The 15,012-nt window shown below is 42.1% G+C and carries 13 protein-coding genes; 1 reads left to right on the forward strand and 12 read right to left on the reverse strand.

Annotated features, from left to right (window positions below; all coding sequences use genetic code 11):
• Positions 1-76: 76 nt before the first annotated feature.
• Positions 77-199, forward strand: coding sequence for a hypothetical protein (locus CD03_RS38890; RefSeq protein ID WP_255348072.1), 123 nt, complete (start codon positions 77-79; stop codon positions 197-199).
• 865 nt (positions 200-1,064) lie between these two features.
• On the opposite strand, the gene CD03_RS0114830 is transcribed toward CD03_RS38890, so the two are convergent.
• The 12 genes from CD03_RS0114830 to CD03_RS0114885 form a co-directional block, all read right to left on the reverse strand.
• On the reverse strand, positions 1,065-3,185 hold the full coding sequence (locus tag CD03_RS0114830; RefSeq protein WP_027294320.1) for an RNA degradosome polyphosphate kinase: 2,121 nt from the start codon (positions 3,183-3,185) through the stop codon (positions 1,065-1,067).
• Between the two features lie 15 nt (positions 3,186-3,200).
• Entirely contained in the window at positions 3,201-4,724 is a 1,524-nt protein-coding gene (locus tag CD03_RS0114835; RefSeq protein WP_027294321.1) for a Ppx/GppA phosphatase family protein, read from the reverse strand.
• A gap of 25 nt (positions 4,725-4,749) precedes the next feature.
• Complete coding sequence (locus CD03_RS0114840) at positions 4,750-6,048, reverse strand: ATP-binding protein (RefSeq protein WP_027294322.1); 1,299 nt, start codon at positions 6,046-6,048, stop codon at positions 4,750-4,752.
• Between the two features lie 109 nt (positions 6,049-6,157).
• Positions 6,158-7,288, reverse strand: a complete 1,131-nt coding sequence (locus tag CD03_RS0114845) for a bifunctional chorismate mutase/prephenate dehydratase (protein WP_027294323.1) — start codon at positions 7,286-7,288, stop codon at positions 6,158-6,160.
• Positions 7,281-8,096, reverse strand: a complete 816-nt coding sequence (folK, locus tag CD03_RS0114850; RefSeq protein WP_027294324.1) for a 2-amino-4-hydroxy-6-hydroxymethyldihydropteridine diphosphokinase — start codon at positions 8,094-8,096, stop codon at positions 7,281-7,283. The genes CD03_RS0114845 and folK overlap by 8 nt, the downstream gene beginning before the upstream one ends.
• A gap of 70 nt (positions 8,097-8,166) precedes the next feature.
• On the reverse strand, positions 8,167-8,976 hold the full coding sequence (gene folP / locus CD03_RS0114855; RefSeq protein WP_027294325.1) for a dihydropteroate synthase: 810 nt from the start codon (positions 8,974-8,976) through the stop codon (positions 8,167-8,169).
• 36 nt (positions 8,977-9,012) lie between these two features.
• Positions 9,013-9,495 carry an HD domain-containing protein gene (locus CD03_RS0114860; protein WP_027294326.1) on the reverse strand — a complete coding sequence of 161 codons (483 nt, stop codon included), beginning with the start codon at positions 9,493-9,495 and terminating at the stop codon, positions 9,013-9,015.
• 10 nt (positions 9,496-9,505) lie between these two features.
• Complete coding sequence (gene folE / locus CD03_RS0114865; RefSeq protein WP_027294327.1) at positions 9,506-10,060, reverse strand: GTP cyclohydrolase I FolE; 555 nt, start codon at positions 10,058-10,060, stop codon at positions 9,506-9,508.
• Positions 10,061-10,065: 5 nt separating this feature from the next.
• Complete coding sequence (locus CD03_RS0114870) at positions 10,066-11,355, reverse strand: bifunctional folylpolyglutamate synthase/dihydrofolate synthase (RefSeq protein ID WP_027294328.1); 1,290 nt, start codon at positions 11,353-11,355, stop codon at positions 10,066-10,068.
• A gap of 238 nt (positions 11,356-11,593) precedes the next feature.
• Complete coding sequence (locus tag CD03_RS0114875; protein ID WP_044289401.1) at positions 11,594-12,394, reverse strand: HAD-IIA family hydrolase; 801 nt, start codon at positions 12,392-12,394, stop codon at positions 11,594-11,596.
• Complete coding sequence (locus CD03_RS0114880) at positions 12,382-13,725, reverse strand: sn-glycerol-1-phosphate dehydrogenase (RefSeq protein WP_027294330.1); 1,344 nt, start codon at positions 13,723-13,725, stop codon at positions 12,382-12,384. The genes CD03_RS0114875 and CD03_RS0114880 overlap by 13 nt, the downstream gene beginning before the upstream one ends.
• Before the next feature lie 101 nt (positions 13,726-13,826).
• Complete coding sequence (locus tag CD03_RS0114885; protein ID WP_027294331.1) at positions 13,827-14,921, reverse strand: LacI family DNA-binding transcriptional regulator; 1,095 nt, start codon at positions 14,919-14,921, stop codon at positions 13,827-13,829.
• Positions 14,922-15,012: the final 91 nt, after the last annotated feature.

Genomic DNA, 15,012 nt, shown 5'->3' on the forward strand with positions numbered 1-15,012 from the left:
ATGCAGCAGAGTGGGAAATAGACAATTAGCTTAAATTTGGGTTTAGCTGAGTAATGACGCTTTGTAGATGTAGGTAGTGTACGGAAAGATGGGTGTGGGAAACTGGCATGGGCTCCGTCAGCTGGCCGCAGAACTGGTATTTTCTAACCTTTCCGAAGCGCTTTTTGGCGGCACGCGGGCATTCACCGAGAAATCCTGATGCATTTCTCGGTTCAGTACCCGCTTAGTATCCGATGGGAGCCAGTCGAATACTATCCGCCAAAAAACACTTCGGAAAGGTAAGTAAATACTCAGCTCTGCTCTACGCTTCCTACGCCCATACCAGTTTCCCACACCCATCTTTCCGAGATAGCATTCGTTGATACAAAGCTGGTTTTCTCAGCCTGGTAGAGACCCTTGGGTTGTGACGGTCTGCTCGTTTTTGGATGCAGCAGAGTGTGTTACGGCAGTTCAGTGTGAAAGGGGGATGATAAGACGAAATTTTACCTGCTTTCCTGATCACAGACTTAACTGGATATAGGTACTATAACCACAAATATACTGTAGTAGAATTTAGAGACAGTTCAGAATGATAACACCCAGCTGGTTTATTGGTTTTTATGTGATCTAAGCCAATAACGTCCGGCATGCCACACGCCCGGGGTCCCACCCTGCTGAGAAAACCAGCTTTGTATCAGTAAACTGCATCCCGGAAAGAGAAGGGGGCGGACCAGGACATTGGTTTGGAAGGCGTATAGCAGAGCTGAGCATTTACTTACCTTCCCGGTGTGCTTTTTGGCGGATACAATTCGACTGGCTCCCATCGGATACTAAGCGGGCAGTGAGCTGCGAAATGCATCAGGATTTCGGAGCGAATGCCCGCGTGCCGCCAAAAAGTGCTCCGGGAAGGTTAGAAAATGCCAGTTCTGCGGTAAGCCTTCCAAACCAATGTCCTGGTCCGTCCCCTTCTCTTTCCGTACACTACCTACATCTACAAAGCGTCTTTACTCAACTAAACCCCAATTTAATATTTTCATCCCTTTTCCTGCCCTTTTGGCATTTTCAATGATAAAACAGCTTTCTCATCAATTATCTATCGGTTCTGCCGGAATAAATACCCTGTCTTTTACAACGTCTTCCGGTTTTACAGCCCTTTCTATTGCTTCTTCACAGAAATACTCCTGAGAATTCATTTTCACTTTACCTCTTCTGTCTACTTTCTCATAGCTTCCGTCCGGCTGTAAAATATGTGCCTTCACATTATCTTCCAACTGAATCTGCAAGATGTGTATCACTTCCATCTTCAAGCGTTCACTTTCAACCGGAAAGAGAATTTCTACACGTTTATCCAGGTTACGCGGCATCCAGTCTGCGCTTCCCATATAAACCTCTTCGCTTCCATTGTGGTAAAAGTAGAAAATACGGCTGTGTTCCAGAAAGTTTCCAACAATAGAACGTACGGTGATATTCTCACTCACACCAGGAATTCCCACCTTCAGACAACAGATACCACGTATAATCAGATCTACCTTCACACCTGCAGCCGATGCTTCATAAAGAGCAGCAATGATATCTTTATCGCATAAAGAATTCATCTTGGCTATGATATGAGCCTGTTTGCCTTCCAGGGCATTCCTGGTCTCACGCCTGATCAGTTTTAAGAAGCGGTTTCTCAGCCAGATCGGTGCCACTGCCAGCTTGTTCCAGCTCTTTGGCTCGGAATAACCGGATAGCATGTTGAATACTGCTGTAGCATCTTCTCCAATCGGCTCTGAACAGGTCAAAAGGCCGCAGTCTGTATAAAGTTTCGCCGTTGCGTCATTGTAGTTCCCTGTTCCCAGATGGACATAACGGCGAATTCCGTCTTCTTCTCTGCGGACAACAAGGGTGATTTTACTGTGTGTCTTAAGTCCCACTAACCCATAGATAACATGACATCCGGCTTTTTCCAGCATCTTTGCCCATACAATGTTATTCTCTTCATCAAAACGGGCTTTTAATTCTACCAATACGGAAACTTGCTTGCCGTTTTCCGCAGCCTGGGCAAGTGCGGCAATAATCGGTGAATTGCCGCTGACCCGATACAGTGTCTGTTTGATTGCCAGAACGTCGGGATCTTTCGCCGCCTGTTTTACAAAGTCTACTACGGGATTAAATGTCATAAATGGATGATGAAGCAGTATATCCCCATTTCGGATCTGGGTAAAAATATCCTCTTCTCCCATCATATCCGGTACCGGCTGAGGATGGTAAGATTCGTATTTCAAATGATCAAAACCGTCCAATCCATACATCTTCATCAGGAATGTCAGATCCAGGGGACCGTTGATTGAAAAAATCTCTTCTTCTTTTATACTAAATTCTTTCTTTAATACTTTCAAAAGATGTTTATCCATCTTATCTTCGATTTCCAGACGGATTACCTCGCCCCACTGACGCTTTTTCAGCTGGCGCTGTATTTCTTTTAGAAGATCTGCTGCCTCGTCTTCGTCAATGGTTAAGTCTGCATTCCTCATGATTCTATATGGATGGGCACAGATTACATTATAGTTTAAGAACAGCTTCTGGATATTACGCTCAATGACCTCTTCTAAAAGTATTACCCTTTTTTCTCCCTTTTTTCCTTCCGGAAGGCGGATGATTCTGGGCAGTACTGAGGGGACCTGTACCGTAGCAAACTCGGTTTCACCCTTTTTGGAAATCAATGCTCCTATATTTAGAGATTTATTGCGTATCAGCGGAAACGGCCTGGAAGAATCCATTGCCATTGGGGTGAGTACCGGATATACATTTTCTTCAAAATATTGGTCAACAAATAGTTCCTGTTCTTTGTTTAAATCTTCGTGGCAGACTACCACTTCCAGTCCCTGCTGCTTTAAAGCCGGCAAGAGAGAACGGTTATAGGTGGAGTACTGCACATTTACCAGCTCATGTACTTCTTTTAAGATCATATCAATCTGTTCTGTGGCGGTTAAACCTGCTATATCTTTTTTCATATAACCTGCATGTACCATATCTTTTAAAGATGCCACACGGATCATAAAGAATTCATCCAGATTTGAAGCTGTAATACTCAGAAATTTTAACCGTTCGAATAACGGAAGGGATTTATCCCTGGCTTCGCTCAGGACTCTGTCATTAAATCCTACCCAGCTGGATTCCCGGTTGGTATAAAATTCAGGTTTTGTAAAATCAATTTGTTCCATCTGTCTCCCTCCCTGTTACATTATTTTCTTCTGTTTAATCACTGGCCGGACGCTGAATACTTCTTCAAAGAAATCTGCTTTTTCCCTAAACAGCCCCTTTTCCAATGTAATATCTTCCTGGGTTTCTGCTGTTATCACCAGTTCATTTTCTCTAAATGCCAGCCTTACATCTTTGAATTTCTGCTTGTGGCTGCGGTCAAGAGCATTAGCCACACGTAAAATCGCTGTTAATTTTGCAATTCTTAAGTACTCATCTTTGCTGATCTCCGTAATCCGTCCTTCGGTCACGTCATAATAAGAGAAATCCATGGTATTGTATTTTACCACATTTGCGATGATTTCCCGCTCAACATGGGCCAATCCAATAATCTCTGTTGCCATAATAATACTGTAGGAGCACTCCGCCACATTAGAGAGGCTGATATATTTACCACACCCATGGAGTATCACTGCAATCCGAAGCAGAAGCCGGTCTCTGGCATTCATTCCATGCACTTTTTTCAACTTGTCAAAAATAGGAATTGCCAGGTCTTCCAGTGCTTTGATATGACCTTTATTGCATTGGTACCGCTTGGAAATATTTCTGGCAGCAGCAATGATATCATTATCAAAGTTATGAAGTGACTTGATTATTTTATTTTTCTGAGCGTATTCATATGCCATGCCATCACACAGGGAAACACCAGGCACCCAGATCGCCTCTGCTTCCATTTCTTCTAATAAACGCTTATAAATAATAACCGACGGAATGATAAGAGATGCACTTTCATAAGGAATCTCATATGCCTCAGCTATATCTTCCGGAGATTTACGGATCACTGTGTCATACAGTTTCAGAAATTCTTCTTTTGTCAAAAAAGATTTTTTGGTCAGATCCAGGATATAATCTCCGATCAGGATCACATTCTGAATCTCTCTTTCTTTTAAATATAACTTTTTAAATCCTAAAACCTCATTGTTAATCAGTTCTTCGATCAGAACCTCCATATGGGGCGCCTGATTCTCCATTACGGACAGACGTTCACGGATACGCATATTGCCAAGACGGATATTCTGCGTTGTTACCAGACTGTCCTTATCAAACAGTGAAATCTGCATACTGCCGCCGCCAACGTCCAAAATAGCAGTACCTTTTTGAATGATATTGGCAAATTCCGCTTCTCTGGATGCAATTGACTTATAATCCAGAAAACGCTCTTCTGAGTTCCCCAGCACCTCAATTTTAATACCTGTGCGCTTTTCGATATAATCAAGCATAATTAATTTATTTTTGGTTTCTCTGACTGCGCTGGTTGCACAGGCACGAAAAGCATTTACACGGTAAGTTTTCATAATTAAAAGGAAATCCTGAAGTACACTGCAAAGCTCTTCCACTAAGTCCACGCTGATCTTCCCTGTCCGGTAGGCGTCCTTTCCCAGTTCCATCCTGTGACGGATGCAGTCAATTTCACGCATCCCCTGTCTGGCGGAAAGTTCAAAAATCTTCATTTCTATTTCATAAGATCCCACATCAATTGCTGCATATGTTGCGATTGTCACTTTATCACCCCCATATAGTTTGTGTTTACTCCTGTATTTTACCTAATAAATAATCGATAAACTGCTGTGCCGTACGGCCTGACAGTCCGCCGTGCTGCAGTTCCCATTTATTTGCTTCCAGCAGCAGCTCCTCTTCCTCCATTTTTATGTTATACCGTTCTGCCAGAGTTCTGACGATCTTCTGGAATTCTTTTTTATCCGGAGCACAGAAGAAAATCTTAACTCCAAACCGGTATACTAAGGACAGCTTCTCCTGTACCGTATCAGATGAATGAAGGTCATCTCTGCGGCCCTCTTTATCACTGAATTGTTCACGAACCAGATGCCTGCGGTTTGAGGTAGCATAGATCAGTATATTATCCGGCTTTTTCTCAAGTCCCCCCTCTATCACAGCTTTCAGATATTTATATTCGATTTCAAATTCTTCAAAAGATAAATCATCCATATATATGATGAACTTATAATTTCGATTCTTAATTTGAGCAATTACTTCATTTAAATCCTGGAACTGGTGCTTATAAATTTCAATAATGCGAAGTCCCTGATCATAGTACTGATTTAAAATACCTTTGATGCTGGAAGATTTACCGGTACCTGCATCTCCAAATAGCAGACAGTTATTGGCTTTTCTGCCCTGAACAAAAGCCTCTGTATTATCGATCAGTTTCTTTTTGGCTATCTCATATCCCACCAGGTCATCGAGATGTACATGTGCGATATTTGTAATTGGTACAATATGTACACCGTCTTCTTCATGCGCCACACGGAATGCTTTGTGGAGGCCCAGCTTTCCCACACCGAAGTCTTTGTAAAACGTCGTCATATCCTCCATAAATTCATCGATGCTTCCGGCGTTCCCAAGTTTCACACTCAGGTCGCAGATACGGTCACGAATTCTCTTGTTAAACATTTTGCTGTTTTCATTAATGTTCTGATAATTACTTACAAAACTAAAACAATTCACCTGAAGAAACTTTTCTACCGGTTCGAAATCATAATCAAATAGTTCTTTTAAGATTTCAAAATCATGACGCACTAATGCATTGATGCTGCCATCTACCGGCCCCACAATTTCACAGGCAGTGCTAAAGGTGTTTTCATTATTCACCAGCAGAAAGGTAAGGTAGTTATGCCATAGATTTTTCGAAAAGCCATAGCTGCCCGCCAGCTCTACCAGACCGTGTATGCAGTCATAAAATAAAGCCCGGATATCTTCTACATTATAATATTCATTATACAAATGTCCCATAATCCAGGTCATATCCTCCAGCACCTGTCCCTGTTCAAAGTTTCTGTATACAATTAATTCATTTATTCCTGCCATTTTGACTGCCTTTCTCTGATGCCTTTTCGACTATCTATTAATTCAGCATACACTCCCCGTTTTACTGACGGAATCGCACATACTGATATATGCAATTTTCAAACGTTCTCTAATAATTACCTAATATCTTCATATTGATTGCTTCTTCCCGAATACCACGCAGTGCATTTTTTACTGCACTGTCACTGAGATTTCCTTCGAAATCGATAAAGAACCGGTACTCCCAGTTTTTGCCCGGTATGGGTCTTGATTCAATTTTGCTCATGTTCAGATTATTGTATATAAAATGAGAAAGCATGTTATATAACGAACCGCTCTTATGAGGCACTTCAAAACAGATACTGACCTTGTCTGCATCTTTTCTGAAAATTCTCTGGTTAGTGGCAATAATAAATCTGGTGGAATTGACTTCGTTATAACATACCTGAACACCCATATCCTGAAGGTCAAAAAATTCTCCTGCAAAGGCACTGGCTATGGCCACCTGGGTTTTATCCCGGTCATTTGATACTTTCTTTGCAGCTACTGCCGTATTATCTAAAGGCACCTGTTTCCAGCCTCTGTGCTGGTCTAAGAACTGCTTGCACTGCATCAGCCCCTGCGGATGGGAATATACGGTTTTCACCTCATCCAGATTAGTACCGGGAACAGCCAGAAGCTTATGTTCACAGCGGATCACCTGCTCTGCCACAATATAATTTTCAAAATCAACCAATAAATCATACATATCGTTCACGATTCCGGCTGTAGAATTCTCGATGGGAAGCACCGCATAATCTGCTGAGCCCTCTGCGATGGCTTCCATGGCATCCTTCCAGGTTTCCACATGGAAAGCATTTACTTTATCTCCGAAATACTCCTTCATTGCCGCATGGCTGTATGCACCTTCCACCCCCTGGAAAACAACTCTTATATTCTCTTTTTGGATTTCATCCACTTCAATAAACGGCAGTCTTCCTACTGCACCTTTTTGTGCCAGCAGCTGATACTGCAGTTTTCTGCTCATAGCCATAATCTGCTGAAACAATTCTTCCACACCATGTTTATTAAAATCATTGTGAGTCATATTGGTAACTGCTTCAATTTTGGATGCTTCTCTTGCTTTATCAAATACTTTCTTTCCGGTATCAATTTTATATTCTGCAACCTGGCCACTGATGCTCATTCTTTTTTCGAATAAAGCAACCATTTCCTTGTCAATACGGTCAATCTCATCTCTTAATTCTGTTAAATCAGTCATTTAATTCTCCCTTTAACTGTTCCATTGTTTTCTTTAGCAGCGGATGTCTCTTATATGGTGCAATCTGAACCATAGGTTCCAGTACAAAGTCTCTCAAATGCATTTCAATATGAGGTATGTGCAGATCTTCCGTATCTAAGATGATATCATCATACAAAAGTATATCCAGATCCAGCGTTCTGGGACCCCAGCGTATTACCCGCTCCCTGCCGGCTTCCAACTCTATTTCATGAAGTTTTTCTAACAGCTCCTGAGGTGTAAACAGTGTTTTAAGCTTCAGGGCTCCATTTAAAAATTCATCCTGTTCTACCCCGCCGTAAGGTGCTGTGGTAATCAGTTCCGATACCTTTTCTACCTGGCAGCCATAAAGTTCATCCAGGGATTTTACCGCACCCTGCAGATAGGAACTTTTATCTCCCATATTCGAACCAATGGCAATATAAGCCGTGTGCCAGCTTCTTTTAATTTCCACTGCTACGGTATCTAAAGGAAGACCTACCGGCGCCCAGGGTTTCTTGATCTCCAGCTTAACCTTTTTTAGATTCGCAACTTCGATCAACAATTCCATTGCCAGTTTTTCCGCAACCGTTTCAATGAGTTTGAATGTATGATTCTGCATGAATTCCGTAATAAAATGACTTACGTCACCATAATGTATGGATTTGGTTAAATCATCATTCATTCCCGCTTCTCTGGTATCCGTATACAGCGTTGCCGATACAATAAACTTCTGTCCTAATGTATTTTCCTCCGGAAACACACCGTGGTGACAGTATATTTCCAGGTCTTTAATCTTTATTTTATCCATGCGTTCCGTTCCTCCAGCTTATGTTTTTATATGTCCGCTCTCCGGAATATGTTTTAAATTTCTATCATATTCAAGCACGTCCAATGATCGCCTCAGTCATCTTAATAATTCTTGCATTTGCCCGGATATCATGAACTCTCACAAAAGCAGCTTTTTTCATGACGCCCATTACCGTTGTGGCAAGTGTCCCCTCTAATCGCTCGGAAGCCGGAAGATCCAGGGTAAGTCCGATCACTGATTTTCTGGAGGTTCCAAGGAGGATCGGGCAGCCAAGTTCATGCATGCGCTCCAGCCTGTCTATCGCTTCCAGATTATTTTCATAAGTCTTTCCAAATCCAACTCCGGGATCTAAGATGATTTTGTTGTCTGCTATTCCGGCTTTTTTCGCGATGGAAATTGTTTCTCTCAGGTCTTGCAGCATATCGTTGATAAAATCCTGATAATCCGCTTCTCTGCGGTTATGCATCAGGCAGCAGGGTGCCTGATATTCTGCAATTACACCTGCCAGTTCATCATCATATTTCAGGCCCCAGATATCATTTACCAGATCTGCTCCTGCTTCCAACGCAGCTCTGGCTACGCGGCTTTTATAAGTATCGATGGATACCGGAACGTCAAACCGGCTCTTTATCGCCTGAATCATCGGAACAACACGTGCAATTTCTTCTTCATCAGTCAGCAGGGTATATCCCGGTCTCGTGGACTCGCCCCCGATATCAATGATATCTGCACCCTCTTCTATCATATCCTGTGCGTGCTTAAGGGCTGCATCCTTATTATTCCATTTTCCTCCATCAGAAAAGGAATCCGGCGTTACATTTAAAATGCCCATAATATAAGTATGTTTATCTACATCAAAATCCCGATTGCCTATTCTCATCATGTCTCTAACCACCTTTATATTCTGTTTTTATAACTATAAAAGAATCTTTAAATTTTTCTTTTCATCACTCCAGCTGCACTGTTTTTCAGCTTCACATCCATAGCAGCTTCTGGACATCTTATCTGCCCTGTAGATAATGCCTGCAAGACTCTTTTCATTTTTTATTTCACTGTTTCTATGCTGGGCAATGGCATTTATAATATCTTCACTCTCTGCCTTTGCAAAGCCACACGCCTGTAAAATAGCCGGAGCAATTCTGGCGCTTGCCTCCTGGTGCGGTGTACCATCTATATACTGTTCATGTCTCCCTATATCGTGTAAAAGAGCGGCCGCATAGATCCGCTCCTCCTTGATATTCAGTCCTTCTCTTAGATTTATAATATATGCAAGCCTTGCCACATCCATAAAATGTGCCATATCGTGCTTGCAGAAGATCCGGTCTGCTTCACATACACGGATTTTCCCCAGACATTCCCGGTAAGTCCTGTTCAATAATATTTCATTAACCCGATCCATTTGCTTCAACCTACCTTAACATTTGATAAAATGTGTTCTGCAGTTTTTCGTTATCTTTAAAAATTCCTCTGGTAACTACGGTAACTGTTTTCGAACCCGGTTTTTTAATTCCACGCATGGTCATACACATATGCTCTGCTTCTACCATAACCATTACTCCCTGGGGAGCCAGATTGTCCATAAATGCATCCGCTATCTGTGCTGTCAGCTGTTCCTGCAGCTGCAGGCGCTTTGCAAATACTTCTACCGTTCTTGCGATTTTGCTAAGCCCTACTACAGAACCATTTGGCACATATGCAATATGTGCTTTTCCGAAAAACGGAAGCATATGATGCTCACAGGTAGAATAAAATGTAATGTCTTTTTCCAATACCATTTCATTATTTTTCACATGAAAGCGTTTGCTTAAATGCTCAGCCGCATCTTCTTCCATTCCGCCTACGATCTCTGTATACATCCTTGCAATACGATCCGGTGTCTCAATCAGTCCTTCTCTTGTGGTATCTTCACCGATTCCTTCTAAAATAAGTCTAACGCCTTCTTTGATTTTACTCTGATCTATCATGATAGTTAATCCTCACTTTCTCCCATTTCTCTGGTAATCTCTCCTAAAAAAGAAAGGGAACCAAAGGCAATAATTACATCGTCTTTCCCCGCCATTGAAAGGCTCTTATCCAGTGCATCCCGGATGCTTTTTGCTGCTTCCACATGATTATGGTACTTTGCTGCTGCAATTGCCAGCTCTTGTGCCGGCAGCGCTCTGTCGTTATGTGGCGTTTCGATTGTAATAATTGCTTCCGCAAATGGAGCGGTTGTTTTTAATATTTGATCATATTCTTTATCTTTAAAAACACCCATTATATAATATATTTTTTTGTTCTGAAAATACAGTTCGATGGATTCTTTTAAAACCTGAGCCGCATCCCGGTTATGCGCTCCATCAATAATAAATACCGGGTCTTTACGAATCAGGGTAAAACGTCCCGGCCATTTCGTGTGGAAAAAAGCGCTGCGCAGGACCTCTTCCGTTATCTGGTAGCCCAAACGTACCAGCCCCTTGACCGCTTCCACTGCAAGTACTGCATTAGCAATCTGATAACTTCCTGCAAGGGAAATCCTGAGATTGTCGTATCCTCCATAGGTGAAAGATTGCTCTTCATATCCATAATGGATATCTTTTGCCCTTTTCGGCGAAGCAATCATCACACTGCAGTTCTTCTCCTTAGCAGTGTCGAGAACTACCTGCATGGCTTCTTTCTTCTGCTGCATGGTAACAACCAGGGTTTCCGGCTTTATAATACCGGCTTTCTTAGCTGCAATCTCTTCGATGGTATTGCCAAGTACCCCCATATGATCCATGCTGATTGATGCAATGACCTCCATAACCGTGGTGGTAATCACATTGGTTGCATCATCCAAACCTCCAAGTCCTGTTTCCAGAACTACGATATCACACTTTTTTTCTTTGAAATATAAAAAGGACAACGCCGTTTCAATCTCAAATGAAGTAGGATGCGGCAGTCCTTCTTCTTCCATTGCATCTGCCGCCGCTTTTATTGCTGCTACATGGGCTGCCAGGGAATCCTTCTCAATAAAGATCTCATTTACCTGGATTCTTTCACGATACCGGAACAATGCCGGGGAGATATAACGTCCTACCCGGTAGCCGGCTTCCTTCAGGACAGTTGACAGATATGCCAGTACACTGCCTTTGCCATTGGTTCCTGAAATATGGATAAACTTCAATTTATCCTGCGGATTATCAAGCCTTGCGAGCATTTCCTTCATGTTGTCAAGACCAAGTACACTTCCGTATTTAGCCGCATTGTCTAAATATACTCTTGCTTCTTCGTAGTTCATGATTCTCCAATCTATTTTTTAAATAATGATCTGCTCATTATGATAAAATTCTACTTACTTTAATTGTTTATTATATTATACTTCTTAGCAAAATTCAATGAAATTGTGCGGATTTTAGGGATTAAAATCTATACATAAAGAAGGAGCCCAGACAAAGAAGCTTTTTTGTCGCTTCTTTGTCTGGGCTCTCCAGTACCTCACGGCGTATTTACGCCGGGAGGCACTGGTATACACCGAATCAGGATCGCTCTATAAATTCCAATAATTCCCGGACTGTCTCAAAACAATAATCCGGCTTATAAATTGTACTTTCCAGATCTTCCCGCTTCGCTTCACCAGTCAGCAGAAGGCATGTCTGTGCTTTTCCCTCTATGCCGCAGGCGATATCTGTATACAGCCGGTCCCCTACCACCAGGGTTTCTTCTCTTGTAAATCCAGACCGTTCCAGGCACAGTTCGACTACTTCACGGCTTGGTTTTCCAAGATACTTTGGTTTGCGGTAAACGGCTGCCTCCAGCATATTACAGATCGAACCGCAGTCCGGTATAAATCCAAAAGGTGCCGGGCAGCAAAGATCGGGATTGGTGGCAAGATAAGCAACTTCCTTTCGATAGAGCAGCTCACAGGCTTTTTCCAATTTTTGATAGTTTAACTCACTGTCATATGCAGCCAGCACACATGCCACGTCATCTTCCACAGCTTCGGTTACCAAAATGCCTTGTTTTTGTAATTCTGCAATATAAGATTTTGTTCCGAGTACAAATATTTTCTGATTTTGAAAATAACTTTTTAAATAACGGATTGCCATGTATCCCGACGTGACAAACTGCTCTTCCTCAGTGCTAAGATCCCATTTGGCAAATTTTTCAACATAATCCCGATTGCTTTTCGTGGAATTATTAGTAATATAATATGCACTTCCACCGATCTTCTCTATATACTCCAAAAGTTCCCTGGACCCGTCAAACAAGGTATCACCGACGGATAAGGTACCATCGATATCGAATAAAAATAATTTTTTATTACTTAATTCTGACATGAAAATTCCCTCACAGCTAATTCTGACATTTCTTCTAATTCTCCTGTATCAAACAAAAATTGCAGTAGTCCAAAACGGTTACGCAGTTCTTTTGCATATAATACACTATTTTTTAGTGTTTTATGATCTACTCCGATCTGCGCCGGCTGGAAAGGAGCATCCATTTCTTTTAACATCCCTGCAATTTCATCTGCTTTTGGCAGGGCTGCTATCATTTTTCTGATCTCTTCTTTATGCTTTTCAAGCTCATTTACACGGCTGTGAACAGCATCGTCCGCATTTTTATGTACCTGATTTTCTAACAGGATCACCTGAGGTGCTGCCTGCCTGTATGCTTCCCGAATCAGCTGATCCCATGCATCCCGATGAAAGGAAGCACTTTTTTCCTTCAGATTGTTCAGTTTTTCACCCAGCTTTTCGTACATTCTTAATCCCAGAACCGTACCGATTCCTACTTTTGTCCCATGCAGTGCCCCATGGCTGCCTCCGAATAATGACATCATTTCCCAATAATGGGATAAATGGTGCTCGCTTCCGGATGCCGGGCGGGAATTCCCCACATAACTCATAGCGATACCGGATAAAACCAATCCCTCCATAATGGAACCTATTGCCTCTTCGTCCCGCTCTTTGACTCTTGAAATAGCTGATACTACAGCTTCGATGGAACTGCGGATCAAAGATTCTACATACTCGCAGTAATATTCTCCGGTAACCAGATGGGCCAGTTTCCAGTCTGTTAAACACACGTACTTGCCCAGAATATCTCCTGCACCTGCAGCGATCATAGAAATCGGAGCTTCTTTTAAGATCTCCAGATCTCCGATGATTACTTTTGGTTTCCCAACTTCATATGTGGTCTTCAGATTTTTTACAATCAGCGGAGCTACATTGGAAGCAAATCCATCCATAGAAGGCGCTGTTGCCAAAATAAAATAATCAATATTTAATTTGTAACTGATAAACTTGCAAAGGTCATTGATGGTTCCGGAGCCTACTGCCAGGATCAAATCGCAATTCTGCGGCAAATCAACCAACAGGCTCCCTAATATCCTTTCATCCGGAATCAATTCATCTTCCGGAAACACTACCTTCGTATATTGATATCCATTTTCATTTAATAGAGCGGAGACTGTCTTACCTGCAACCTGCTCCGTATGAATGTCAGATACGACGCAGATATTTTGGTAGTTATAGCGGGATAAAATGCCCGGAAGCTTCTTTAACGCACCCGCTTCTATCAGTATTTCATCAATATCGCAGCGATGTTCTTTGCTGCAGCTGCATGGTATTTCCCTGTTTAAATATTCCTGCCAGTCTTTTATCTTCATAATGGACTCCTTCTTTCCTGAGAAATTTTCTTATGCTGCTACTCTACCCGACTTTTTCTGTTTTGTCAAAGGCGGTATCAAATTATAAATGAATTCTATTATTAATATTTTAAATTATAAACAGCATAAGATGAAGTCCCACGTATAATCAAACGCGGTTCATATTCCACTCTGTGAACCACATGTTCTGTCATTATCTCTTTTTCTCTCTTCTGGCGTTCCATTTTCTGCATCAGAAGGTTACAGGCATCTTCTCCCTTTTTCCCTGCATAATGATCTACCGTCGTCAGATCAATTCCACGCATCTGGGATGCCAGTATATTGTCACAGCCTACAACCGAAATATCCTTGGGTATTCTGTATTTCTCCTGCAAAAGAGCATCTCTGATTCCAAGCGCTATCATATCATTTAACCCTACGATTGCCGTAATATCCGGCACCTCCCTGATCAGCTCCAGCGTCAGCAGGTAACCCACTTGAAATTCCATATCCATGTTTTGCAGACAGGGGGCTTTTCGTGCCTCATCAGGCTCTTTTATAAATACCTGATGATCTATTCCCGCATTTTCGAATTCTTCTGTAAATCCCTCCTTGCGCCTTAGTCTGGCGGGCTGTTTTTCATTTACAGCAGTCGAAATATACCCTACTTTCCGATGCCCAAGCTCCAGCAGATATCTGGCTATCATACTGCCAGGCTTCCGGCTGTCCAGTTCTATGGAGTCAACTAATAATTTATTATTTTTTTCACCGATAAACACTACCGGTATTTTCATGGCCATCCGGTTGACCATGTCCGGAAAAGCCGGCATACAGGTATAGATAATACCAGAAGGGCAAAGCTTTTCAAGCCGTTTCAAATATTTCTCTTCTGTCTGCAGGTTCCGGTTCGTCTGGCAGACGAATATATCAAAACGGTTTTTTAAAGCTGCCTGTTCAATTCCGTCAATCAGCATACCATAATAGGGATTGTTTAGATTGGGACATACTACAAAGATTGTCCCTTTCATTCTGGACTGCTGCCTGGCAGATTTCTTTTCCATTGAATATCCTAAATTCCGTGCTGCCTCTTCAACTCTTTCAATTGTCTCTCTGGAAAAAGAAACATTGTATTTCTTATTGAGGATCATAGAAACAGCAGCCTGGGATACTCCCGCTGCTTTTGCTACATCCGTAGCCGTAACTTCTTTTTTATTCATCTTTATACCCCCTGCATATCGCAGGTTCCTCCTGCAATACTGCATTAATAAGTTGTATACCGCAGGCAGCCTGCAATACTGCCAAAATAAT

The sequence above is a fragment of the Robinsoniella sp. KNHs210 genome, assembly GCF_000686105.1.
Lineage (GTDB): Bacteria > Bacillota > Clostridia > Lachnospirales > Lachnospiraceae > Robinsoniella > Robinsoniella peoriensis.

Excerpts from the sequence above, each read along its gene's own strand:
- CD03_RS0114830 (WP_027294320.1), bottom strand. The coding sequence starts at position 3,185 with ATGGAACAAATTGATTTTACAAAACCTGAATTTTATACCAACCGGGAA.
- CD03_RS0114840 (WP_027294322.1), bottom strand. The coding sequence starts at position 6,048 with ATGGCAGGAATAAATGAATTAATTGTATACAGAAACTTTGAACAGGGA.
- CD03_RS0114845 (WP_027294323.1), bottom strand. The coding sequence starts at position 7,288 with ATGACTGATTTAACAGAATTAAGAGATGAGATTGACCGTATTGACAAG.
- folK (WP_027294324.1), bottom strand. The coding sequence starts at position 8,096 with ATGGATAAAATAAAGATTAAAGACCTGGAAATATACTGTCACCACGGT.
- folP (WP_027294325.1), bottom strand. The coding sequence starts at position 8,976 with ATGAGAATAGGCAATCGGGATTTTGATGTAGATAAACATACTTATATT.
- CD03_RS0114860 (WP_027294326.1), bottom strand. The coding sequence starts at position 9,495 with ATGGATCGGGTTAATGAAATATTATTGAACAGGACTTACCGGGAATGT.
- folE (WP_027294327.1), bottom strand. The coding sequence starts at position 10,060 with ATGATAGATCAGAGTAAAATCAAAGAAGGCGTTAGACTTATTTTAGAA.
- CD03_RS0114870 (WP_027294328.1), bottom strand. The coding sequence starts at position 11,355 with ATGAACTACGAAGAAGCAAGAGTATATTTAGACAATGCGGCTAAATAC.
- CD03_RS0114875 (WP_044289401.1), bottom strand. The coding sequence starts at position 12,394 with ATGTCAGAATTAAGTAATAAAAAATTATTTTTATTCGATATCGATGGT.
- CD03_RS0114880 (WP_027294330.1), bottom strand. The coding sequence starts at position 13,725 with ATGAAGATAAAAGACTGGCAGGAATATTTAAACAGGGAAATACCATGC.
- CD03_RS0114885 (WP_027294331.1), bottom strand. The coding sequence starts at position 14,921 with ATGAATAAAAAAGAAGTTACGGCTACGGATGTAGCAAAAGCAGCGGGA.